The organism is Bradyrhizobium sp. ISRA436, from assembly GCF_029910015.1.
In the GTDB taxonomy this organism is placed as follows: Bacteria; Pseudomonadota; Alphaproteobacteria; order Rhizobiales; family Xanthobacteraceae; genus Bradyrhizobium.
The window spans coordinates 1,081,498-1,104,904 of sequence record NZ_CP094519.1 but is presented as its reverse complement, the minus strand read 5'-3'; the positions used below and the strand labels follow the sequence as shown (position 1 = coordinate 1,104,904).

General features: G+C 64.7%; 21 protein-coding genes and 1 pseudogene. 11 read left to right on the top strand and 11 right to left on the bottom strand.

The window, feature by feature from the left end; all coding sequences use genetic code 11:
• Window positions 1–20 precede the first annotated feature (20 nt).
• Window positions 21–1,238 (top strand): alpha-hydroxy acid oxidase, encoded by a 1,218-nt coding sequence (locus MTX23_RS05215; protein WP_280975562.1) that lies wholly within the window; start codon window positions 21–23, stop codon window positions 1,236–1,238.
• Between the two features lie 224 nt (window positions 1,239–1,462).
• On the opposite strand, the gene MTX23_RS05210 is transcribed toward MTX23_RS05215, so the two are convergent.
• Complete coding sequence (locus tag MTX23_RS05210; RefSeq protein WP_280975561.1) at window positions 1,463–1,867, bottom strand: hypothetical protein; 405 nt, start codon at window positions 1,865–1,867, stop codon at window positions 1,463–1,465.
• An 80-nt stretch (window positions 1,868–1,947) separates the two neighbouring features.
• On the opposite strand from MTX23_RS05210, the gene MTX23_RS05205 reads away from it, so the two are divergent.
• Window positions 1,948–2,550 carry a TetR/AcrR family transcriptional regulator gene (locus MTX23_RS05205; RefSeq protein WP_280975560.1) on the top strand — a complete coding sequence of 201 codons (603 nt, stop codon included), beginning with the start codon at window positions 1,948–1,950 and terminating at the stop codon, window positions 2,548–2,550.
• A 128-nt stretch (window positions 2,551–2,678) separates the two neighbouring features.
• Here MTX23_RS05205 and MTX23_RS05200 read toward each other — a convergent pair whose 3' ends face one another.
• A complete protein-coding gene (locus MTX23_RS05200; RefSeq protein ID WP_280975559.1) occupies window positions 2,679–3,080 on the bottom strand; it encodes a DUF1330 domain-containing protein in 402 nt (133 codons plus the stop codon).
• 207 nt (window positions 3,081–3,287) lie between these two features.
• Here MTX23_RS05200 and MTX23_RS05195 point away from each other — a divergent pair, with 207 nt between their 5' ends.
• Together MTX23_RS05195 and MTX23_RS05190 are read left to right on the top strand one after the other, a co-directional pair.
• Window positions 3,288–4,127 carry a metal-dependent phosphohydrolase gene (locus MTX23_RS05195; protein WP_280975558.1) on the top strand — a complete coding sequence of 280 codons (840 nt, stop codon included), beginning with the start codon at window positions 3,288–3,290 and terminating at the stop codon, window positions 4,125–4,127.
• Between the two features lie 102 nt (window positions 4,128–4,229).
• Window positions 4,230–5,177: a DMT family transporter gene (locus tag MTX23_RS05190; protein WP_280975557.1), complete on the top strand. Its 948-nt coding sequence runs from the start codon at window positions 4,230–4,232 to the stop codon at window positions 5,175–5,177.
• On the opposite strand, the gene MTX23_RS05185 is transcribed toward MTX23_RS05190, so the two are convergent.
• Window positions 5,174–6,181 carry a LysR family transcriptional regulator gene (locus MTX23_RS05185; protein WP_280975556.1) on the bottom strand — a complete coding sequence of 336 codons (1,008 nt, stop codon included), beginning with the start codon at window positions 6,179–6,181 and terminating at the stop codon, window positions 5,174–5,176. The two genes, MTX23_RS05190 and MTX23_RS05185, sit on opposite strands and share 4 nt — an antisense overlap.
• Window positions 6,182–6,305: 124 nt before the next feature.
• On the opposite strand from MTX23_RS05185, the gene MTX23_RS05180 reads away from it, so the two are divergent.
• A complete protein-coding gene (locus MTX23_RS05180) occupies window positions 6,306–6,689 on the top strand; it encodes a nuclear transport factor 2 family protein (RefSeq protein ID WP_280975555.1) in 384 nt (127 codons plus the stop codon).
• A gap of 340 nt (window positions 6,690–7,029) precedes the next feature.
• On the opposite strand, the gene MTX23_RS05175 is transcribed toward MTX23_RS05180, so the two are convergent.
• Entirely contained in the window at window positions 7,030–8,715 is a 1,686-nt protein-coding gene (locus tag MTX23_RS05175; protein WP_280975554.1) for a methyl-accepting chemotaxis protein, read from the bottom strand.
• Between the two features lie 266 nt (window positions 8,716–8,981).
• On the opposite strand from MTX23_RS05175, the gene MTX23_RS05170 reads away from it, so the two are divergent.
• From MTX23_RS05170 to MTX23_RS05150, 6 genes and pseudogenes are all read left to right on the top strand, one after another.
• Complete coding sequence (locus MTX23_RS05170; protein ID WP_280975553.1) at window positions 8,982–9,935, top strand: C-terminal binding protein; 954 nt, start codon at window positions 8,982–8,984, stop codon at window positions 9,933–9,935.
• 48 nt (window positions 9,936–9,983) lie between these two features.
• Window positions 9,984–10,744, top strand: a protein-coding gene (locus MTX23_RS05165) for an IS5 family transposase (RefSeq protein ID WP_280972083.1) whose coding sequence is annotated in 2 segments (ribosomal slippage) — window positions 9,984–10,317 and window positions 10,317–10,744 — 762 coding nt in all. Because the reading frame shifts where the segments join, the coding sequence is not laid out codon by codon here.
• Between the two features lie 6 nt (window positions 10,745–10,750).
• Window positions 10,751–10,864 (top strand): annotated as a pseudogene (locus MTX23_RS36345) (C-terminal binding protein); the annotation flags it as partial.
• 149 nt (window positions 10,865–11,013) lie between these two features.
• A complete protein-coding gene (locus MTX23_RS05160; RefSeq protein ID WP_280975552.1) occupies window positions 11,014–12,351 on the top strand; it encodes an extracellular solute-binding protein in 1,338 nt (445 codons plus the stop codon).
• Window positions 12,352–12,474: 123 nt separating this feature from the next.
• Window positions 12,475–13,431, top strand: a complete 957-nt coding sequence (locus MTX23_RS05155; RefSeq protein WP_280975551.1) for a sugar ABC transporter permease — start codon at window positions 12,475–12,477, stop codon at window positions 13,429–13,431.
• Window positions 13,424–14,320: a carbohydrate ABC transporter permease gene (locus MTX23_RS05150; protein WP_280975550.1), complete on the top strand. Its 897-nt coding sequence runs from the start codon at window positions 13,424–13,426 to the stop codon at window positions 14,318–14,320. Before MTX23_RS05155 ends, MTX23_RS05150 begins: the two co-directional genes overlap by 8 nt.
• 181 nt (window positions 14,321–14,501) lie before the next feature.
• On the opposite strand, the gene MTX23_RS05145 is transcribed toward MTX23_RS05150, so the two are convergent.
• The 7 genes from MTX23_RS05145 to MTX23_RS05115 form a co-directional block, all read right to left on the bottom strand.
• Window positions 14,502–14,837, bottom strand: a complete 336-nt coding sequence (locus MTX23_RS05145; RefSeq protein WP_280975549.1) for an antibiotic biosynthesis monooxygenase — start codon at window positions 14,835–14,837, stop codon at window positions 14,502–14,504.
• A 274-nt stretch (window positions 14,838–15,111) separates the two neighbouring features.
• Window positions 15,112–15,948 carry an enoyl-CoA hydratase-related protein gene (locus MTX23_RS05140; protein WP_280975548.1) on the bottom strand — a complete coding sequence of 279 codons (837 nt, stop codon included), beginning with the start codon at window positions 15,946–15,948 and terminating at the stop codon, window positions 15,112–15,114.
• A 168-nt stretch (window positions 15,949–16,116) separates the two neighbouring features.
• Complete coding sequence (locus tag MTX23_RS05135; protein ID WP_280975547.1) at window positions 16,117–17,784, bottom strand: mucoidy inhibitor MuiA family protein; 1,668 nt, start codon at window positions 17,782–17,784, stop codon at window positions 16,117–16,119.
• 355 nt (window positions 17,785–18,139) lie between these two features.
• Window positions 18,140–19,312 (bottom strand): acetyl-CoA C-acyltransferase, encoded by a 1,173-nt coding sequence (locus tag MTX23_RS05130; protein WP_280975545.1) that lies wholly within the window; start codon window positions 19,310–19,312, stop codon window positions 18,140–18,142.
• Between the two features lie 219 nt (window positions 19,313–19,531).
• A complete protein-coding gene (serA, locus tag MTX23_RS05125; RefSeq protein WP_280975544.1) occupies window positions 19,532–21,121 on the bottom strand; it encodes a phosphoglycerate dehydrogenase in 1,590 nt (529 codons plus the stop codon).
• A gap of 232 nt (window positions 21,122–21,353) precedes the next feature.
• Window positions 21,354–22,526, bottom strand: coding sequence for a phosphoserine transaminase (locus MTX23_RS05120; protein WP_280975543.1), 1,173 nt, complete (start codon window positions 22,524–22,526; stop codon window positions 21,354–21,356).
• Between the two features lie 407 nt (window positions 22,527–22,933).
• On the bottom strand, window positions 22,934–23,404 hold the full coding sequence (locus MTX23_RS05115) for a GNAT family N-acetyltransferase (RefSeq protein WP_280975542.1): 471 nt from the start codon (window positions 23,402–23,404) through the stop codon (window positions 22,934–22,936).
• Between the last annotated feature and the right edge of the window lie 3 nt (window positions 23,405–23,407).

The following is a 23,407-nucleotide window of genomic DNA, read 5'->3' as shown; positions in this document are numbered from 1 at the left end:
GAACAACGGAAACGCTCAACGTGCACGACCGGACCACCGCGCCCTCCCCGCCTCCCGTCACCGTGACCCGCGCCACGAGTGCCGTGCCAAGGCGTTTGCGGCGCTATCTCACGCTCGATGATTTCGAGCCGAGAGCGCGCCGCCTGTTGCCGAAATTCCTCTACGGCTACATCTCCGGCGGCGCCGAGACCGACGCGGCACGCACCGACAATCGCAAGGCATTCGACGAATACGGCTTCGTGCCGCGGGTGCTGAAGGACGTCTCCGGCCGCGACCAGACCACGACGCTGTTCGGCAAGACCTACGCCTCGCCGTTCGGCATTCCGCCGATGGGCTCATCGGCGCTGTGTGCCTATCGCGGCGACATCGTGCTGACGCGCGCAGCCGCCGCGGCCAATGTGCCGATGATCCTCTCCGCCTCCTCGCTGATCACGCTCGAGGATGTCCGCGCCGCTAATCCGCAGGCCTGGTACCAGGCCTATCTCGCCGGCGTCGACGCACGCATCGAGCCGCTGGTCGACCGCGTCGCGGCCGCGGGCTACGACACATTCGTCGTCACCGCCGACGTGCCGGTGCCGCCGAACCGCGAGAACAACATCCGCAACGGCTTCCAGGTGCCGCTCGCGATCACGCCGCGGGTTTTCTGGGACACCATCACGCATCCGGACTGGCTGCTGAATACGTGGGCGCGCACGGTGTTCAACCACGGCATGCCGCATTTCGAGAACATGGACGCCAAGCAGGGCCCGCCGGTGCTGTCCAAGAACCTGATGCGCAACATCGGTAACCGCGACCAGCTCGCCTGGAAGCATGTCGAGCTGATCCGCAAGCGCTGGCGCGGCAAGCTCGTAGTCAAGGGACTGATCTCGCCGGAGGACGCGCGGCTGGCGCGCGAGCACGGCTGCGACGGCGTGATCGTCTCCAACCATGGCGGCCGCCAGCTCGACTACACGATCTCCGCATTGCGCACGCTGCCCGAGATCGCGGCGCAGAAGGGCAACATGACCGTGATGATGGACGGCGGCATCCGCCGCGGCACCGACGTGATCAAGGCGCTGGCGCTCGGCGCCGACTTCGTCTGGGTCGGCCGCCCCTTCCTCTATGCCGCGGTGGTCGCGGGCGAAGCCGGCGTGGCGCGCGCGATCTCGCTGCTGCACGCCGAGATCGACCGCGACCTGGCGCTGCTCGGCATCCGCAGCCTGAAGGAGATCACGCCCGACCTGGTACGGAAGTTCTAGGGCGCGATAAGTTCGGTCGAGTCGGCTCGGCCAGGGATTGGGTTTACCTCTCCCCGACGGGGAGAGGTCGATTTGCGCAGCAAATCGGGTGAGGGGCCGTGGCTCCAACGAGAGACCGTAACCCCTCACCCGGCGCTACGCGCCGACCTCTCCCGAGGGAGAGGTTGACCTCCGCCGCTGCACCTTCTTGACCCAATCCGATCGAGCGTGAGTCTTGGCATGCCTCACGCATAGCGCGCCGCGCCCATGCACAGCGCGGTGATCGCGAGCAATCCGGCCGCGATGCGCTGTGCGACCGCGAGCCGCGAGCGCGCGCCGGCTGCGTCACCCGCGCTGCTGCGGAGTTGCCTGACGGCGCCACCGCCGACAATGGCCTGCACCGCGACCGCCGCCAGCGCCGCGATCGCGCCCACCGCCAGGATCTGCTCGGTCAGTGTGAACGATCCCTCGTGAACCAGATGCCACAGTGTGGCGCCGGTCACGATCGCCACCGTCGCGGCGCCGATCTGCGGGACCAGCAGCCTCTCGGCACCCAACCCGCCGGTGCGCGCCAGGGTGAAGCTCGAGCCGGCCCAAAACACCGATGACAGGATGTGAAGGGACAGCGCTATGATCAGGACGGTCTGCATGATGTCGCTCCAACAATTAAGGCTCTGGAAAATTAGATATACATAATGTATAGTCAATTCGACAAAAGCAAGGCAAGCGGATGTCACCACGCAGCTATGTGAGTTCGGTGCGCAACGCCGCCGCCGCCGAGACGCGCGACCGCGTGGTCGAAGCGGCGGCGCGGACGCTGCGCGAGGAGAGCATCGCGCGGTTCTCGCTGGACACGGTGGCGAAAGCGGCCGGCGTGACGCGGCTGACCGTCTACAACCAGTTCGGCTCGCGGCGCGGGCTACTGGAAGCCGTGTTCGACGAGATTGCGCAGGCCGGCGGACTGCATCAGCTCGCCGACGCCATGGCGATGGCCGACCCGCGCGCTGCGCTCGACCGCCTGGTCGAGATCTTCTGCGCGTTCTGGAGCCGGGATTCGGCGGTCGGCCGGCTGCACGACGCGATGGTGACCGATCCCGAATTCGCCGAGGCCGTGCGCGACCGCAACGAGCGCCGCCGCAAGATCTTCACGACATTGATCGACCGCATCGCCGAGACGGGCACGTCACCGCAGGCCCGCAAGGATGCGGTCGACCTGATCTTTGCGCTGACGAGCTATCCGACCTTCGCCTCGCTCAGCGCGGGCCGCTCGAGAGATGACGCCTGCCGGGTGGTGCAGGCGGCCTGCCACGCGGCCATCGCGCCGCTGACCTAAGCGTCCACATGCCTGCCCTCATGGTGAGGAGCGCGGCACGCGCGTCTCGAACCATGCAGGCCCCGCTGTGGCCTCATCCTTCGAGACGCGGCTGGCGCCGCTCCTCAGGATGAGGGGAGACAATGGTCTCACCCGACCTTGAACTTGCTGTACGCCTCGCGCGTCGCGATGATCACGTGCTCTTCGCAGCCGTTGCGGCGATGCGGGTCGCACTGCGTCTCGTAATCGGCCGAGGTCATCATGTCGAGGAAGGCCGCAACGCTCGGATAATGGACCAGCGCGAGGTAATCCCATTGCTGGCCGGCCGGCTCGCCCAGCGCCACCGTCTTGGCGTTGCCGGTCCACAATAGCGTGCCACCGCGCGCCTTGATCATGGGAACGGTGAGCGCGCTGTAGCGCAAATAGGCATCCCAGCCCGAACCGCCGCCGTCCAGCGAACGTTCGCGGAACCGCATCAGATTGACCATCACGACCGGCGCCTGGTCATCCAGCTCGCGCAGGCCTTTTATGTTCAAGAGATCGACACCCATCATCAGCTCCAGGCTAGAGCGTTTTCGAGCGAAGTGGACACCGGTTCGGGTGAAGAAAACGCGTCAAAAGTCAATCAGAACCGAAGTGGGCTAGCCCCGGACCGGGCCGCGGTCCAGCCGCAAAGATTATGTCACATGGCGGCGCTACGCTAAAATGAGGTTGCGGGCCCTTTGCTTGCAGGCGGTGCGAACGCGGAGGTCAAGGCGATGATGACCCTTCCCGAACTTGCGGCCGACACCCTCGGCAAGTTCCTCGGCGAGTACATGCAGCGCCGGTTCGGCACTTCGCAGACCCAGCTGGTCGAGATGGTGCCCTCGATCGCGCGGATCGCGATCGAATGCATCGGCAACAGCGACGCGCTCTATCACAATGTCGAGCACACCATGCTGGTGACGCTGGCTGGCCACGACATCCTGCGCGGGCGTGCGCTGCATTCGCACATGACCGCCGAAGACTATGCCCATGTCGTCATCGCCTGCCTCACGCATGACATTGGCTATGTGCGCGGGTTGTTCGAGGCCGACGATGCGGACGGCTATCTCGTCGCTGCCGATGGACGCAAGGTCACGCTGCCGCGCGGCTCGTCGGACGCCGCGCTGATGCCCTATCACATCGACCGCTCCAAGATGTTCGTGACGGAGCGGATCAAGGGCATCGCCCAGCTCGACAGGGGCCGGATCGCGCATGCCATCGAGGGCACGCGCTTTCCGTTGAGCGCCCCGGACGAGGCATTCGACGAGGAGGCCGCATTGCTGCGCGCCGCCGACCTGATCGGGCAGCTCGGCGATCCCAACTACATCCGCAAGGCCAACGCGCTCTACCTGGAATTCGAGGAGGCCGGGCTGAACCGAGAGCTCGGCTACGACTCGCCGGCCGACCTTGTCAATCTCTATCCCCAGTTCTACTGGGATAGCGTCGCGCCGCATATCCAGAAGGCGATCCGCTACCTCAACATCACCTCCGCCGGGCGGCAATGGATTGCCAATCTCTACGGCAACGTCTTTCGCGCGGAGCGCGACATCTCGCTGTCGGGGCCTCAGAGATAGCCAGCGCGGGCGGCGTCTGAGCCTCGAAATATCTCGCGCATGGCACCAATCCGCTCTTTCGTCTTGCCGCAGCGGCAGATTCGGGCACAACATCAACCAATAATGGCCGACCTCCGCGCTTTGCCTGCCGCTCCCCCTATTCGCCGCTCGCCGCTGCGCTGGCTCAACGACCAGCCCTATCTGCTGCTCAGCCTGACGTCGCTGTTCTGGGCCGCCAACATCGTGCTGGCGCGCCATGTCGGCAGCCATGTGCCGCCGATCACGTTGACCACGATCCGCTGGACCGGCGTCTTCCTGATCCTGCTGCCGTTCGCCTGGCCGCATCTCAAGCAGGACTGGCCGAAGCTGCGCGGCGCGCTGCCGCTGATGCTGCTGTTGTCGGCAACCGGCTTCGCGTTCAACAACGCGATCTCCTACTGGGCGATGCAGTATACCGAGGCGCTCAATGCGCTCCTGATCCAGTCAGCCGGGCCGCTGTTCGTGGCGCTGTGGTCGCTGATCCTGTTCGGCATCCGGCTGACGCCCGCGCAGCTCGCCGGCATCGCGATCTCGCTGGCCGGCGTGCTCACCATCATCGTGCGCGGCGACCTCTCCGCGCTCGCCAGCATCAGCTTCAACAGGGGCGACATCATGTTCGGCTCCTCGCTGGTGTCGTTCGGGCTCTATTCGGCGCTGATCCCGCGCCGGCCAAAGATCCATCAGCTCTCGCTGATCTCGTTCACCACCTGCTGCGGCGCGCTGCTGCTGCTGCCGTTCGCCACCTGGGAGTTCGCGAGCGGCGCGCGGCTGCAGTTCGACCTCCTGACCATGGCGACGCTGGGCTTCGTGCTGATCTTCCCGTCAACCCTCGCCTATCTGTTCTTCAACCGCGGCGTCGCGCTGATCGGCCCGAATCGAGCCGCGCCGTTCTTCCATCTGGTGCCAGTGTTCGGCTCGGCGATGGCGATCCTGCTGCTCGGCGAGACGCTCGCGCTGTTTCACCTGATCGGCTACGCGCTGGTGCTCGCCGGCGTCGTGATCGCCTCGCGGCAGGGATCGGCGAAGCGCTAGCGGCGCACGGCCGTTGCCGCTGTGCTGGCCGCGACCGTCACATGCCCCCTCGGCCGTTTGCCGGAGATGGCGCGGGCCGACGCTGCGGCCGACCTTGCGCCGAGGCTATCCGTGATGAAATCGATGAACGTCCGCACCTTCGCCGGCACGTGGCTTCGCGACGGATAATAGACATAGAGCGGGAAGCGCTCGTCGGGCCAATCCGGAAACAGGTCGACCAGCGCTCCACTCTTCACATGATCGTAGAGGCCGAGATCGATCACCTGCGCGATGCCGAAACCGGCCAGGCACGCGCCGAGCTTGGTGCCAGAATCGGTCACGGTGAGCCGTCCGTTGACAGGGACCGGCAACACCTCGCTGCCACGCCAGAACTCCCAGTCGAACGGACGCCCGGTCGCCGGGTCGATCGCCAGGATGCATTGGTGTGCATCGCTCGCCAGATCGCGCGGGTGGTGCGGCCGTCCATGACGTTCGATGTAGGCCGGCGAGGCAATGGTGAGGATGCGGGCATCGAGCAGCCGGCGGGCAATCAGCGCCGAGGGCGCCGGCTCGCCGAAGCGCACCGCCAGATCGAAACCGTCGCTCACCAGGTCCGCGATCCGGTCGCGGGTCTCGATCCGCAGCTCCAGCTCCGGATTCTGCAGCAGGAATTCGCTCAGCTTCGGCGACAGGACCATGCGGGAGAATAGCGCATCGACGTTGACGCGCAGCCTGCCGCGGACCGCGTCCCGCGATTTCGAGGTTTCGGCAGCGGCTTCGCCGATCGCGGCCAGGTGTCGGACCACCCGCTCGTGCAGCGCGCGTCCCTCCTCGGTCAGCTCGACGGCGCGGCTCGTTCGATGAACCAGCCTGGTGTCGAGGCGGGCCTCGAGCTTTGCGATCGCCTTGCTGACGCCGGACTGCGTCATACCCAGCCGTTCGGCGGCCCTGCCGAAGCTGCGCGCATCCGCGACCGCCGCAAGAACCACCAGGCCATCAACCAGCCGACTATCAACCTCGTCCATGTCGATGCCTTTCGGTCATCCAAGAGATGACAGCCCAGTCGTAGCATCCTGCCGCCATATCGGCCACTGTTACCGGGGATCACCGGTTCGATCCCTTCAGCATCATCCGCAATGGAGACTTTGCATGAGTGATCTGCAGGCCATCATGGCCGCGATCGATGGATATTTCGATCTCATGTATGACGCCAACGACGATCAGTTCCCCACTGTCTTCTCCGATGCCTGCCTCGTGCACGGCATGCGGGACGGCAAGCTCTCCGCATGGTCGGCCGCCGAATTTCGCGACATCATGCGCAACCGGCCGTCGCCGGCAACCATGAAGTCCCCGCGCGATCAGGCGATCCTGGGTATCGAGCAAGCCGTCCCTGATCAGGCCATCGCCAGGGTACGGGTTAGGATCGGCCAGACCGAATTCATCGACCATCTCGTCTTCCACCTGCTCGACGGCAAATGGCTGGTCACGACCAAGGCATTTCACATTGCGCAGGTCTTCCCGGCGGGATCGTAGAAGCGCAACCTGCGATAAACTGCCGCCGGCTCGTGCCGTGGGAGAAGCTGATCGCCGACACCGGGAGCGAGGAGCAGTAGGGGACGCATCCGTCTCACCTTCTCCGTCATTGCGAGGAGCTCGCGACAAAATGGCAAAGTAATTTTGCGCTGAAGCGACGAAGCAATCCATATCTCAGTGTGTGCGGAAGTATGGATTGCTTCGCTCCGCTCGCAATGACGGGAAGAAAGCGCGCCCACATGCGCGGAAGCGTAGGTGGGTTAGCCGAAGGCGTAACCCGCCACTCAACCGTGAAAAATGGTGGGTTACGCTTCGCTAGCCGACGCTACGCATGTCGGCCTTAAGCCGCGCGCACCTTCTGCAGGAATTCGTCGACCGCATCCCGCAGCATGCCGGACTGGGTGTCGAGCTCGCGGGCGTTCGACAGCACGTCGCTTGCCGCCGTGCCGGTCGCCGAGGCCGCGGTGGTGACGCCGCCGATATGCGCCGAGATCTCGCTCGAGCCGGCCGCAACCTGCTGGATGTTGCGCGCGATCTCACGGGTGGCGTCGCCCTGCTGGTCGATCGCGGTCGAGATCGAGGCGGTGATCTCGCTCATCTGAGCGATGGTTGTGGTGATGCCGCCGATCGAGGTCACGGCCTCGCCGGTGGAGGCCTGCATTGCCGCGACCTGAGCCGAGATTTCCTCGGTGGCCTTCGCGGTCTGGTTGGCGAGCGCCTTCACCTCGGAGGCGACCACCGCAAAACCACGACCGGATTCGCCGGCGCGCGCCGCCTCGATGGTGGCGTTGAGCGCGAGCAGATTGGTCTGGGCCGCGATCGAGTGAATCAGCTTGACTACCTCGCCGATCTTCTCGGCGCCGGTGGACAGCGCCTGCACGGTCGCGTTGGTGCGTTCGGCATCGGCCACCGCCCGGCTGGCGACCTCGCTGGAGCGCGCCACCTGGCGGGCGATCTCGGCAACCGAGCTGGAGAGCTCTTCGGCCGCGGCGGCAACGGTGCCGACATTGTTGGAGGCGCTCTCGGACGCCGCACCGACGGTCGCGGCGCGCGCACTGGCGTCGCTCGCGGTCGCGGTCATCGACTGCGCCGTGGTCTGCATGCCGGCGGCGGCTGTTGCCACCGAGCGGACGATGCCGTTCACGCTGCACTCGAAGTCGTTGGCGATGTTTTCCATCGCGGAGCGGCGATCGGCGGCGGCGCGGGCCTGGCTCGCGGCCTCGGCCTGTTCGAGATCGCGGATCTTGACCGCATTGTCCTTGAAGATCTGGACGGTCGCCGCCATCGCGCCGACCTCGTCGCCGCGGCCGACACCGGGGATGTCGCCGTCGAGTTTGCCGTCGGCGATGTCGCGCATGCGGCTGCCGAGCAGGCTGAGCGGCCGGGAGATGCTGCGGCCGAGCAGCCAGGCGATCGAGCCCGAGAGAACACCGATGCCGAGGATCGCAAGGCCGAGCAGCCACGCGATCGGCTTCATCTTCGCGTCGAGATCGTCGAGATAGACGCCGGTGCCGACGAACATGTTCCAGCCGGGAATGGCGACCGCGTAGGACAGCTTGCGGATCGGCTGCTCCTGGCCCGGCTTCATATATTCATAGCGCAAGGTGACATCGCCCTTGGCGGCCACGCCGTCGCGCAACTCACGCGCCAGCTTGCGGCCATTGGTTTCGACGTCGAGGCGGTTCTGGCCGATCTGCTTCGGATCCGGGGCAAGAATCGTGACGCCTTCCATCGTATAGGCGAACACATAACCGGAGCCATTATCATAGTTGAGCGTGTTGCCGCGACGGCCGAACTCGGCGATCGCCGCATCCTTGGTCATCTGGCCCGCATCCACCTGTTTCTGCAACCCAATCGCCATGTTGCGCGCCATTTCGGCGATCGCCTTGCTCTGCTCGAAACGTGCGCTCACCATCTCACGCTGCACGAGGTAGCCGGCGAGGATGCCGGCCGCGCACAGGCCAAGGAGCGTCACCCCCACCAGAATGCCGAGCTTGGGGGTGATCTTCAGATTTGACAGCTTCAAAGGGGAGGCCTCCGAGAGGTGGGAACGCGGCGCGATTGGCGGATTGATTCTGCGCACCGTAATGTGAGAGCCTTTACCTGTTGGTTACGGTGGTTCCCCGTAGAAGCCCGGAGAATAAACCGCGGACCAACCGGCAATTGTGGAGGAAGCCACTCAAGTCGCGTAGAAGTAGATAGGCGGCGGTGCAAGGCCGTGGCCCAAGCAAAAGCCAAGCAAGAATCAACGAGCAACAAGCAAGAACAGAAGACTCACATCGGGAGCACGCAATGTCGAAATTCAGAGTGGTCACGCCGAAGGGCGCGAGCTTCACGGTCGCCGGCGGCGGCTACGACTATGAAAGGGAGGCGCTCGACCCGATCGGCGCCGAGATCGTCGAGGCTCCGGCCAACGAGGCCGAGTTCATCGCCGCGGCAAAGACCGCCGACGCGATCTACGCCAAGGGCATGCCGATCACCAAGACGATCATCGACGCGCTCGAGAACTGCAGGGTGATCACGCTCGGCAGCGTCGGCGTCGATTCCGTTGACGTGAAAGCGGCGACCGCCCGCGGCATTCCCGTCACCAACGTCCCCGACACCTTCATCGAGGAGGTGGCCGATCACGCCATGATGCTGCTGCTCGCCGGCTTCCGCCGCCTGATCGAGCAGGACAAGATGGTGCGTACCGGCCGCTGGGCCGAGGGCCGCCCGGCGCTCCTGAAGATTCCTCGCCTGATGGGGCAGACGCTTGGCTTCATTTCCTTCGGCCGGGTCGCGCGCGCGGTGGCCAAACGCGCCGCCCCGTTCGGCTTGCGGATGATGGCCTACGACCCCTTCATCCAGGAAACGCTGATGTATGACCACGGCGTGATACCGGCGACACTGTCGGAGGTGCTGTCACAATCGGATTTCGTCTCGATGCACGCCCCGGCGCGGCCCGAGGTGCATCACATGCTGACCGAGAAGCATTTCCGTCAGATGAAAAAATCGGCAATCTTCGTCAACACGGGGCGCGGCGCCACCGTCGACGAGGAGGCGCTGATCAAGGCGCTGCAGGAGGGCTGGATCGCTCATGCCGCGCTCGACGTGCTGGAAAAGGAGCCGCCGTCACACAACAACCCGATGCTCGGGATGGACAATGTTACCTTGACCGCCCACGTCGCCTCGGCCTCGGCACGTTTTGACGAGGCGCGCAAGCGCCGGGTGGGCTACGAATTGTCACTAGGGTCTGTACCTAATTAGCGATTTCTGATTCCCTCGCGTTGGATTGATTCGGCACGGGGGAGTTAGGTGCGCAAGGGGCTGTTCTGGCTGAACGACAAGCAGTGGGCTCAGATTAAGCCGCATCTGCCAACGAACCAGACTGGCCCGGCGCGCGATGACGATCGACGCATTATCAGCGGTATCATTCACATGCTTCAGTGCGGCGCACGCTGGCGCGATTGTCCGCCCGACTATGGTCCTTACACGACGATCTACAATCGCTTTAATCGCTGGGCCAAGCGCGGACATTGGCAGGCGATCTTTGAAGCGCTCGCCCGCTGCGGAAAGGATGGCGTGACTTTGTCCATCGATTCCACCTCGATCAAAGCGCATCGCTCGGCGAGCGGCGGAAAAGGGGGGAGCATGAACAGGCGATCGGCTCCTCGCGCGGCGGGCGGACCACGAAAATCCACGCGCTGAGCGACCCTGATTGCAGACCTTGCGCATTTCATCTCACTCCAGGCCAGGACGCAGATATTGCCGCCGCGCCGGCCCTTTTGGAACTCGCGCCACCCATGTCTGCCCTCATCGGCGACAAAGGATACGACGGCGACGGCTTTCGCGCCGAAATCGTCGATCGTGGTGCCAAGCCCGTCATTCCAAACAAATCCAACAGGGTCATCCTCCACAGCTTCAACAAACGCGCCTATAAGGGACGCAACGTCATCGAGCGCTGTTTCTGCCGCCTCAAGGACTTCAGGCGTGTCGCAACTCGCTACGACAAACTTGCCAGAAACTTCTTGGCTGCCGTGCACCTCGCCGCCATCGTCGCCTATTGGATCAATTGAGTCTGAACCCTAGTGCTGCAAGGCATGTGGCCGGTAAGCTGCGTCAATCCGTCGGTGCTGCAGAACACCGCGTTGCGCCGCTGGCAGCCTGTCAGCATGGATCGCGGTCCGAACAGCTAGGCGGCGTCGAAGCGCCGTCGCGCGACCAGCCATCCCGCATTCGAATGTGGGATGGCGCGGCCTCGCGCGAGGACGCACCGGGACGAACGAGAACCTTCACTGGCGGCCAACGCCGGGAAGGAAAACAGAAGAACAAGGAGAGAAACGACATGAAGACCGAGATCACGCGCCGCGACGCCTTGGCGCTGGGGGTTTCCGCGGCGGCACTGGTCGCGACCGGCGCGTCGGCGCAGGATGCGTCGAAAGTAAAGGCTGCTGACGCGGCGGCGCCGTCGCTGCCGATCGAGAAGGGCGCGTCCTTGCGGATGCTGCGGCCGGTGCGCTTCGTCCAAGCCGACGAAGACGTGTTCCGTGCCAATGCCAAGAAGTTCACCGACAAGACCGGCGTCGAGGTCAAGGTCGACTTCGTCGGCTGGGAGGACATCAACCAGCAGACCGCCGTGACATCGAATTCCGGCGCCGGCCCCGACATCATCATCGGCTTCGGCGATGCGCCGCACATCTATATCGACAAGCTGGTCGAGCTGACCGACGTCGCCGACTATCTCGACAAGCGTTATGGCGGCTGGCTGGCGCTGGCGCGGCGCTACGGCATGCGTTCCAAGTCCAAGAGCTGGATCGGGCTGCCGTTCGGCGCCTCGGGCGGTCCCCTCGTCTACCGCAAGTCGCTGGTCAATGCCGCCGGCTTCGACAAGGTGCCGGAGGACCATGCCGGCTTCCTCGAGCTCTGCAAGAAGCTGAAGGCGGCAGGCAAGCCCGCGGGCTTCGCGCTCGGTAACGCGGTCGGCGACGGCAACGGCTTCGCCAACTGGCTGTTGTGGTCGCACAACGCCGCGCTGCTGGATGAGGAAGGCAACATCATCATCAACAGCAAGGAGACCGTGGCCGCGCTGAAATATCTGAAGGAGCTCTATCCGACCTTCATTGCCGGCACGCCGTCGTGGAACGACGTTTCCAACAACCGCGCCTACTCGTCGCAAGAGATCGGCCTGACCGCAAACGGCGTCTCGCTGTATTTCTCGCTGAAGAACGATCCCGCGACCAAGGCGATCGCCGACGACACCCAGCATCAGTTCCTGATCAAGGGGCTGGCCCCGACCTCGCCGATGTCGGGCCTGACCCTGAATGCGATGGTGTTCAAGCACAGCAAGTATCCCAACGCGGCGAAGGCATTCCTGCAGTTCATGCTCGAACACGAACAGTACGAGCCGTGGCTCAACGCCAACTCCGGCTACTGGTCGCAGCCGCTGGCGGCCTATGCCGACGCCGCGGTGTGGTCGAGCGACCCCAAGGTCGCGATCTTCAAGGACACGATGAAGAGCCCCTATTACAACGGTTACAAGGGGCCGATTTCGACCGCCACCGGCGCCGTCAACGCCGACTACGTGCTGGTGCAGATGTGCGCATCGGTCGCGACCGACGCGGCGACGCCGGAGGCCGCGGCGGCGGAAGCCGAGCGGCGCGCAAAGCGGTATTTCCGCCGCTGAGCTGACGCACATCTGGATCAACCGTCATCGCGGGCGAAGCGAAGCAATCCATAGCGCCGCAAAGGAGGAATGGATTGCTTCGTCGCTTCGCTCCTCGCAATGACGACAGCGGACGAGTATTCAATGTCTGTAACGACTCTGCCATCGCGAGGAATGGCGCTGCGCCAGCCGAACTGGCTCATGCGTCTGTTCGATTACAAGCCGTTCCTGGTCGTGGTGTGCCTCACGCCCGCGATCGGCCTGCTCGCGGTGTTCCTGACCTACCCGCTGGGGCTGGGCATCTGGCTCGCCTTCACCGACACCACGATCGGCCGCAGCGGCGTCTATGTGGGGCTGGAGAACTTCCAGTACCTGCTCAGCGATCCCCTGTGGTGGAGCGCGGTGTTCTACAGCATCTTCTACACCGCGGTCGCGACCTTCGGAAAGTTCGCGCTCGGCTTCTGGCTGGCGCTGCTGCTCAACAACCATTTCCCGTTCAAGAGCCTGATCCGCGCCATCGTGCTGCTGCCGTGGATCGTGCCGACCGTGCTGTCGGCGCTGGCATTCTGGTGGATCTACGATCCGCAGTTCTCGATCATCTCCTATCTGCTGGTCGACGTGCTGCATTGGCGGACCAGCAATGTCGACTTTCTCGGCTCGCCCTGGCCGGCGCGCCTCTCGCTGATCGTGGCCAATATCTGGCGCGGCATCCCGTTCGTCGCGATCTCGCTGCTGGCGGGATTGCAGACTATCTCGCCTTCGCTTTACGAAGCCGCGATGCTCGACGGCGCCACCGCCTGGCAGCGCTTCCGCTACATCACCTTCCCGATGATGATGCCGATCCTGGCGATCGTGATGACGTTCTCGATCATCTTCACCTTCACCGATTTCCAGCTCGTCTACGCCATCACCCGCGGCGGCCCGGTCAATTCGACCCACCTGCTCGCGACGCTGGCGTTCCAGCGCGGCATCGCCGGCGGCGAGCTCGGCGAGGGCGCGGCGATCGCGGTGTCAATGATCCCGTTCCTCGTGTTCGCGACGCTGTTCAGCTACTTCGGCCTCGCGCGCCGCAAATGGCAGCAGGGAGAAGCCAATGACTGACGTAGCAGCCCAACCGAGCCACGTCGGCAGCGCCACGCCAGATACGATGGCGTGGGATTCCCGCGCGCGGCGGGCAGTGATGATCTACCTGCCGCTCGCCTGTTTCATCGTGGTCCTGCTGTTCCCGTTCTACTGGATGGCGATCACCTCGTTCAAACCGAACGCGGAGCTCTTGAACTACAAGGAGCACAACCCGTTCTGGATCACCTCGCCGACGCTGCTGCACATCAAGCACCTGCTGTTCGAGACCGACTATCCGCGCTGGCTGAAGACGACGATGCTGGTCGCGATCGGTTCGACCTTCCTGTCGCTGTTCGCCTCGACCCTGGCGGCCTATGCGATCGAGCGGCTGCGCTTCCGCGGCAGCCCCTATGTCGGCCTCGGCATCTACCTCGCTTATCTGGTGCCGCCGTCGATCCTGTTCATTCCGCTCGCCACCGTGATCGTGCAGTTCGGCCTGTTCGATTCACCGATGGCGCTGATCCTGGTCTATCCGACCTTCCTGGTTCCGTTCTGCACCTGGCTCCTGATCGGCTATTTCAAGTCGATCCCCTACGAGCTCGAGGAGTGCGCGCTGGTCGACGGCGCGACGCGGCTGCAGATCTTGCGCCGGATCACGCTGCCGCTCGCGGTGCCCGGCCTGATCTCGGCCGGTATCTTCTCCTTCACGCTGTCCTGGAACGAGTTCATCTACGCGCTCGCCTTCATCCAGAGCGGCGCCAACAAGACGGTGCCGGTCGCGATCGTCACCGAGCTCATCACCGGCGACGTCTACCAGTGGGGCGCGCTGATGGCAGGCTCCCTGCTCGGCTCGCTGCCGGTGGCGCTGTTCTACTCGCTGTTCGTCGACTACTACGTGTCGTCGTTGACCGGCGCGGTGAAGGAGTAGGCCTCTCCCGGGCGCGCTGCATCGACGCGCCCCCACTCCATCCCCGTCATGCCCGCGCAACGGCTTTGCCGTTGTCGCTGGAGGAGCGCGGAACGCGCGTCTCGAAGCATGCACGGCCCGGGATTGCGGGCCATGTAGGCCCTGAGGTCGGCAAGCTCGGTCGAGAGCATCGACGCCTCCGTCACGTTGCGGCGCCCTTGTTGCGCTCGGTAATCAGCACCTCGAACCCCTCGAACTTGGGATGGCCGAGATAGAGGCTGCCGCCGGTCTCGTTGCCAGCGCGGGAATGGGCGCGGCGGAACGCCTCCGACTTGGTCCAGGCCTCGAACGCCGCCTTGTCGGCCCACACCGTATGGGTCGCGTAGAGTGTGTGGTCCTCGGCTTCAGGGCCCTTCACCAGGTGAAACTCGATGAAGCCCGGCAGATCGTCGAGATAGGATTCCCGCGTATTCCAGACCGTCTCGAACGCTTCTTCCGAGCCCTTCTTCACCTGAAACCGGTTCATTGCGATGAACATGAAAGAGTCTCCTGTTTGGGGCGCATGCCTTGTTGCGATCCTGCCCGTTGATCTCGTTGATAACATGGACGGACCAAGGCCGCGCTGGGGGCACCAGCGCGGCCGAGTTCCTGAGGAGCGCGCAGCGCGTCTCGAAGGATGTACGGCCCCGATGTGGCAGCGCGGAAACAGCCGGGCCGTCGCCGTTCGAGACGGCCGCTGAGTTTATCGTCGGGCCGCGCTTCGCGCGGACCCGTTGGCGGCCTCCTCAGGGTGCGTGGCGGGTGACCGCCGCTTACGGCTTCTTCGTCCGATAATCCCCGAACGTCGTGTCGCGCTGGTCGAGCTGGGCTTTCACGCTGCCGCCGTCGCGGCGGAATGACGACATGTACGCCTTGCTCGCCTCCGTCGTGAAGGCCAGCGCCTGGATCTCGGTGCCGGCGCGCATCGCGGCGCGGGCGCCCATGATCTCCATCGCGCGGTGCACTGAGCGCTTGTTGAGTTGCTGCAGCTCGACCGGCACCTTCGCGGCACGCTCGGCGAAATCGAGCGTCTTCGCCTCCAGTTCGGCGAGTGGGAAGGAGCGCGTCGCAAATCCCCATTCCGCGGCCTCGCGGCCGGACATGGCATCGCCGGTCAGCATCAATTCCATCGCGCGGCGCATGCCGACCAGCCAGGGGTGATACTGCATGTCGGGCGGGCTCATCAGCCGCACCGGCGGATAGCCGATCTGGGCATCGTCGGCGACATAGACGACGTCGCAGGCGGTCGCGAGCTCGGTGCCGCCGGCGAGGCAATAGCCGTGCACCTGCGCGATCACGGGTTTTGCGAGGTCCCAGATCGAGAACCAGCCCTCGACCACATGGCGCGACCATTGGCCGGGACCGGATGCCGAATGATAGGGCTGGTCGACGCGATTGTCGGCCGACAGGTCGTAGCCCGCGGAGAAGCAGGGCCCTGCGCCGCGCACGATCGAGATGGAAATATCCGGATCGCGGTCGGCCTGCTCCAGCACCTCGAAGATCTCGCCGCGCAGGCGGTTGTTCAGCGCGTTGCGCTTCTCCGGGCGGTTCAGCGTAATGCGCCGGACGCGCGGGCGCGGATCGTCGACGATGATGTGCTGGTAGCTCATGGTTCCTCCCGATCTCCGGCTTTATTGCCTTTGGCAAAGTGATGCCCGAGATCGGGAGGGATGTCATCGGCGTCTGACGCAGATCACCCATAGCGTTCAAGCGAAGTGGAGTCCGGTTCGCGTGAAGAAAACACGTCAAGGTAACTGGGCTGGAGCCCGACAAGGGCTCTAGCCAGCCGGCACCATCACGACGCCCTTGTCCTTCGGCCAGCGCAGCCGCCAGGCGAAATTGATGTCTTTGATCTCACCGGGCTTGGCCTCGAACGCCCATTCCAGCACGCCGCGCTTGTCGCGCAGATTGGTGGTGGTCGCGGGCGTGCTCGAAGGCAACATGTCGACCACGATGTCGTCGGTCTCGCTGACCGGCAGTTGATCCAGGACCGCGACCTTGATCGGGAAGTCGTGGCCGTTGCGCACCGTGGTCTTGAACGCGCGCTCATCGGTCTTCGACGTCGTCACGATCAGCCCGGCGGAGCCCTCGTTGCGCTTCACCACCGTGCGCTCGATCTTGACCTTGTCGTCGGCGCCGAAGCCGAGCCGCACGATCTCATCCTTCGCGGTCGCCGCCATCCGGCCGTGGCCGACGAAGATGCCGTCGCGGTAGATCGACACCCGCCCCGGCAGCAGCGGCGCGTCGTCGCCTTGCACGAAGCTCGCTTCGAGGAAGGCCGTGGGATCGATCACCGGAGCAGCGCGGATCGCGAGGTCCGGCGCGATCGTCGCCGTCGAGATGCGCAGGCTTTTTGCTCCCTCGTTGGCGGCGACGCTGACGCGCCCGGGAATCCTGAAGGTGGCCTGGAAGGCGCCAAGCTCGGCGGTCGCCTCCCGCTCCTCGGCGTGCTTGCGAAAAGAGACCTCGCCCTGCTCGGCCACCGGTGCCGGCGCGAGCGCCGAGCGCAGCGGCATGCCGTCCAATGCCTTGGCTGCCGCCATCGGCCGCGGCGGCAGCGGATACTGCACAATCAGCGAATTGAGCTCGGGTGCATTGCCGCCGCGCGCGACGCGGACGGTGGAGACGCCCAACGTGACATTCGACCAGTCCTCGCCGGTCGATTGCGTGATCTCGGCGCGGCGCGCCAGCTCCATGGTCGGCTTGCGATCCTTCGCACCGGTGTCGAGACGAGCGTCATAGAGCGGAATCCAGCGCGCGTTGGGCACCGAATAGGTCACCCGCAGCGTCGTTCTGGTCGCCGCCGCAGAAGCGACGTCGATCCTCACCTCGAGCTTGCTCGGCGGTTTAGCGGCGCGGTCGGCTTCGAGCCGCGCGACCTCGCGGTCGATATCGCGCTGCTTGCGCCTGGCGTCACGGATCGCGCTGTCCGCGGTTGCGACCTCGTCCGCGACGGCGGCAAACGCGGCGCGCCATTCGCTGACCGGTCGCGCCTCGCCCTTCTCGCCGAGGCCTGCCGGCGAGGCCTCGGCAAAGCGGGTGGCGAACTTGCGCCGCGCCTCGGCGGCCGTAATCGTCCCCTGCAGATCGGCGCGTTCATCCTTCAGTGCCTCGATACGCTTGTCGATCTCCGGCAGGTTTGCCGGCTCGACCTTACGCCGCTCTCGCGTGTCGACCGCGCCGATCGAAAGCTTTGCACCCGCCTCACCTTCCACCCGCAGCGAGGACGGATCGAGCAACAACGGGAAATCCTTCGCGACCAGAGTATTGTCACCCGCAGGCAGGTCCAGCGTGATGACGCGGGTGACGCTCGCACCATCGGGATAGACGGTGACGGCGTCGACATTCGACGTCGCGTCGAGATCGGCCGCGTGCAGCGGCCCGGCGACCAGGGCAGTGACCAGCACCAGGCTGGTGGTCACGAGGCAGTTCGCAATCAATCGCATGATATCCCTCCGAGAAACATCGCGTCGCGCGCAAGACAAGAAGGTGCGCTCAAATCAAGAGAACACCGTTGCTCGTGGTGAGACGCGGCGAAGAAGGGACTGGTTCGATTGAGGTTTCGGTGCGGCACGATAGCGGCGCCGTGACGGCTGCCACGTGGCGGTGATCGGCACGATAGGCCGTACCCCTCCACCGTCGCTCCACGTGTGCAGAGGGATGGATTGCTTCGCGGAGCCTGTCATCGGGTGCGCATTCGCGCGACCCGTTGGCTCGCAATGACGATGAGGAGAGAGTCCAGCAAAAGCACGGCGCCCTGGGGCGCCGTGCTGCCGGTCTTCCTGGCGATCGGCCCAGACCTCAGCTATAGATCTCGAACAGGCCGGCGCCGCCCTGGCCGCCGCCGATGCACATGGTCACGACGCCCCACTTGGCCTTGCGGCGACGGCCTTCCTGCAGCAGGTGGCCGGTGAGGCGCGCGCCGGTCATGCCGAAGGGATGGCCGATCGCGATCGAGCCGCCATTGACGTTGTACTTCTCCGGATCGATGCCGAGCTTGTCGCGCGAGTAGAGGCACTGGCTGGCGAAGGCCTCGTTGAGCTCCCAGAGATCGATGTCGTCGATCTTCAGGCCGTGGCGCTTCAACAGCTTCGGCACGGCGTAGATCGGGCCGATGCCCATCTCGTCGGGCTCGCAGCCGGCCGAAGCCCAGGCGACGAAACGGCCCATCGGGTTGAGGCCGCGCTTTTCTGCATCCTTGGCTTCCATCAGCACCACCGCGGCGGCGCCGTCGGAGAGCTGACTGGCATTGCCGGCGGTGATGTACTTGCCCGGGCCCTTCACCGGCTCGAGTCTTGCCAGGCCTTCCAGCGTGGTGTCGGGACGGTTGCACTCGTCGCGATCCACGACGTAGTCGACGATCGACTCGGCCTTGGTCACCTTGTCGACCACCTTCATCCTGGTCTTCATCGGGACGATCTCGTCCTTGAACTTGTTGGCCTGCTGCGCGGCCGCCATGCGGCGCTGCGACTCCAGCGAATATTCATCCTGGTATTCACGGCTGACCTTGTAACGCTCGGCGACGATGTCGGCGGTGTCGATCATCGCCATGAAGATGTCGGGCGCGGTCTTGAGCAGATCCGGATCGATCGATTCCTTCGGCGAGCCGCCGCCGGGAATCGAGATGCTCTCGACGCCGCCGGCGACGATGCAGTCCGACCCGTCGGAGCGGATCGAGTTGGCGGCCATCGCGATGGTCTGCAGGCCCGACGAGCAGAAGCGGTTCACCGAGACGCCGGCGGTCGACTTCGGCAAGCCGGCGAGCAGCGCCGCCTGGCGGCCGATGTTCGGCGCGCCATGCGCGCAATTACCGAGATAGCAGTCCTCGACATACTCCTTGTCGACGCCGGCGCGATCGACGGCGTGCTTGATCGCGTGCGCGGCGAGCGACATCGGCGGGGTGATGTTGAATCCGCCACGGCCGGACTTCGCCAGGCCGGTGCGCGCATAGGAAACGATTACGGCTTCACGCATAGTTTTCTCCCTTCGAGATGACCGTCATTGTGGCGCGTCGTGGCCCGTTCGTACACATATTTTGACCGTTGCGACAGAAATACCAGAGGCCGCGCGAACACAAACGCCGCCTCCGGGGCCGGAGACGGCGTTCTGTTCCGCAGATCGGAATATTGCTGTGTTGGTCCGATGTCTCCGTTCGTCATGCCCGGGCTTGGCGCGGGCATGAAAGAGAGACCCTTAGAAGCTGAGCACCTTGGCCTGCTTCACCTGCGGCAGAGCATGCACCTTGGCAAGCACCTCCGCCGGCACCGCGCCGTCGATCTCGACCAGCGCGATGGCGTCGCCGCCCTGCTTGACGCGGCCGAGATGGAAGGTCGCGATGTTGATCTTGGCATCGCCGAGCAGGCTCGCGAAGGCGCCGATGAAGCCCGGCTTGTCCTCGTTGGTCACGTAGATCATCGACTTGCCGAACTCGGCGTCGACGCGAATGCCCTTGATGTCGACCAGGCGCGGCTTGCCATCATGATAGACAGTGCCCGAGACCGAACGTTCCTGCCGCTCCGTCGTCACCGTCACGGTAATCAGGCTCTCGTAGTCGCTCTGGGCCGCGCGCGTCACCTCGTCCACCACCATGCCGCGCTCCTTGGCGACGACAGGTGCCGAGACGACGTTGACCTCGCCCAGCATCGGCCGCAGCAGGCCGGACAGCACCGCCGAGGTGATCGCCTTGATCTTCATCTCGGCGACATGGCCCTCATAGGTGATCTGGGTCTTGAGGATGCCGCTCTCGGTGAGCTGGCCGGCGAACGAGCCGAGCTTCTCGGCGAGCTCGATGAACGGCCTCAGCTTCGGCGCCTCTTCCGCCGTAATCGAGGGGAAGTTGACGGCGTTCGAGATTGCGCCCGTCAGCAGATAATCCGACATCTGCTCTGCGACCTGCAGCGCGACGTTCTCCTGCGCTTCGGTGGTGGAGGCACCGAGATGCGGGGTGCAGATCACGTTGGGGTGGCCGAACAGCACGTTGGTGGTCGCCGGCTCCTCGACGAACACGTCGAAGGCGGCGCCCGCGACATGCTTGGAGTTGAGCGCATCGACCAGCGCCTGCTCGTCGACCAGGCCACCGCGCGCGCAGTTGATGATGCGGACGCCCTTCTTCATCTTGGCGATCGCGGCCGCGTCGATGATGTTGCGCGTCTTGTCGGTCAGCGGCGTGTGCAGCGTGATGAAATCGGCGCGCTTCAACAGATCGTCGAGCTCGACCTTCTCGACGCCGATATCCTTGGCGCGCTCCGGCGACAGGAACGGATCGAACGCGACCACCTTCATGCGCAGGCCGAGCGCGCGGTCGGCGACGATCGAGCCGATATTGCCGCAGCCAATCACGCCCAGCGTCTTGGCGGTGATCTCGACGCCCATGAAGCGGTTCTTCTCCCACTTGCCGGCCTGGGTCGAGGCGTCGGCCTGCGGGATTTCGCGCGCCAGCGCCAGCATCAGCGTGATGGCGTGCTCGGCGGTCGTGATCGAATTGCCGAACGGCGTGTTCATCACGATGATGCCCTTGGCGGTCGCCGCCGGAATCTCGACATTGTCGACGCCGATGCCGGCGCGGCCGATCACCTTCAGCCTCTTCGCCTTCTCGATGATCTTGGCGGTCGCTTTGGTGGCCGAGCGGATCGCGAGACCGTCATAGTTGCCGATGATCTCGGCAAGCTTCTCCTTGTCCTTGCCGAGGTTGGGCTGGAAATCGACGTCGACGCCGCGATCCTTGAAGATCTGCACGGCGGCGGGAGACAGCGCGTCGGAAATGAGAACTTTGGGTTTGGACATTTGAATTGTTCCTTTGCCCTGCAACGGGCGGGTCTCTTGGACCGATGTGATGAAGTCTCTGATCACGTCTCCCTATCCCCGTCCTTACAGGGAGAGGGTTGGGGTGAGGGGCAGCCACAGGCGAGGAACAAGCCGAACAGGCCCCTCACCCGGATTTCACCGGACGATGCTGCGCATCGCCGGGAGCAATCCGACCTCCCCCGCAAGAACGGGGAGAGGTGGCAAGAGAAACTCAGGCCGCCTTAGGCAACGCCGCCTTGGTCTCGGCGAAGGCCCAGTCGATCCACTGCGTGAGCAGCTCGACGTCCTTTGCTTCAACGGTGGCGCCGCACCAGATCCGCAGGCCCGCCGGCGCGTCGCGATAATACGCGAAGTCGAAGCCGGCGTTCTCCTTCTCCACCAGCGCGACCAGCTTCTTGCAGAAGTCGGCTTGCGCCTCGGCGGGAAGCGAGGTGATCGCGGGATCGGTGAACTTCAGGCACACCGAGGTGTTGGAGCGGATCGCGGGATCCTTCGCCAGGAAATCGATCCACGGCGTCTTCGCCTTCCAGTCGGCGAGCACCTTGGTGTTGGCGTCGGCACGCGCGATCAGCGCCTTCAGGCCGCCGATCGACTTGGCCCAGTTGAGCGCGTCGAGATAGTCCTCGACGCAGAGCATCGACGGCGTGTTGATGGTCTCGCCCTCGAAGATGCCCTGGTTGAGCTTGCCGCCCTTGGTCAGGCGGAAGATCTTGGGCAGCGGCCAAGCCGGCTTGTAAGTCTCGAGCCGCTCGACCGCGCGCGGCGAGAGGATCAGCATGCCGTGCGCCGCCTCGCCGCCGAGCGCCTTCTGCCAGGAGAAGGTCACAACATCGAGCTTGGCGAAATCAAGCGGCTGCGCAAAGGCGGCCGAGGTCGCGTCGCAGATCGTGAGGCCTTCGCGGGTCGCACTGATCCAGTTGGCATCAGGCACGCGCACGCCCGAGGTGGTGCCGTTCCAGGTGAAGACGACGTCGGACGCAGGGTCCACCTTGGAAAGATCGGGGATTTCACCGTAAGCCGCATTCAGCTTGGTGACGTCCTTCAGCTTCAATTCCTTGACGATGTCGCTGACCCAGCCCTCGCCGAAGGATTCCCAGGCGAGCGTAGTGACGGGCCGCGCACCGAGCAGCGACCACAGCGCCATCTCGACCGCACCGGTGTCGGATGCCGGCACGATGCCGATCTTGTAATCGGCAGGCACTTCAAGCACTTCGCGCGTCAGTTCGATCGCGAGCTTGAGCCGCGCCTTACCGATCTTCGCGCGATGCGAGCGGCCGAGGGCGGCGTCCTTGAGATTGTCGGGGTTCCAGCCGGGGCGCTTGGCACAGGGGCCGGAGGAGAAATGCGGCACATGGGGCCGCGAAGCGGGCTTCGCTGCAGTCATAATCTACCCTTCCAGATAGCTGCCTCTCGGTGGGGAGAGGTTTCCCGCCGCCGGAGATAGTGGAAAGGTCCCAAAACGTCAAGAAACTTCAGACGGTCCGGACGAAAGACCGGAGTCACGGCTGATTGATGGGGCCTCGTCGACCCTCGGCGCCGTCTCCGTCCGACCCGTGAAACCACGGGGATGGGCAGCTTCCTGGCCGAATAGCAGAGCGAACGAACGCAGGCACGAACCAGCGGGCATAACGCCGCTCTGGATGACGGAATATATTGTGTGTGCTCGCACCACTATCCCGGTCATTGCGAGGAGCGATAGCGACGAAGCAATCCATCGCTCCGCATACGCAGAACCATGGATTGCTTCGCTCCGCTCGCAATGACGAGGCTGTATGCTTTCGCATCAGAATCTCAAAAGCGAATCGTCATGCCGACATGGCTGCGTGCAAATCCAAGCCGCTCGTAGAAGCGTTGCGCATCGACGCGCGTGTGTTGCGTCAAGAGCTCGACGAGCATGCAGCCTTTCGCGCGTGCTTCCGCGACCGCCCACTGCACAAGCTGCTCGCCGATGCCGCGGCTGCGGCAATGCTTTGCAACGCGCACGTCCTCGAGCAGGCCGCGCGAGCCGCCCTGCGAGCTGACGCCCGGCAGAACAGCCAATTGCAGGCAGCCGATGACGGTCCCGTCGCCGTCGACGGCGACGACGAGCTGCAAATTGGGATCGCGATCGACCCGCTCGAACGCCTGGTAGTAGCTTTGCGGTAGCGGGTCCTCGATCCGCTCGCGCGCGCTGCCGAGCGGATCGTCCGCCAGCATGCCGACGATGGTGGCGAGATCCTCGCGGCGGGCACGGCGGATGGTGACGGATGATGGTGCGGTCATTGT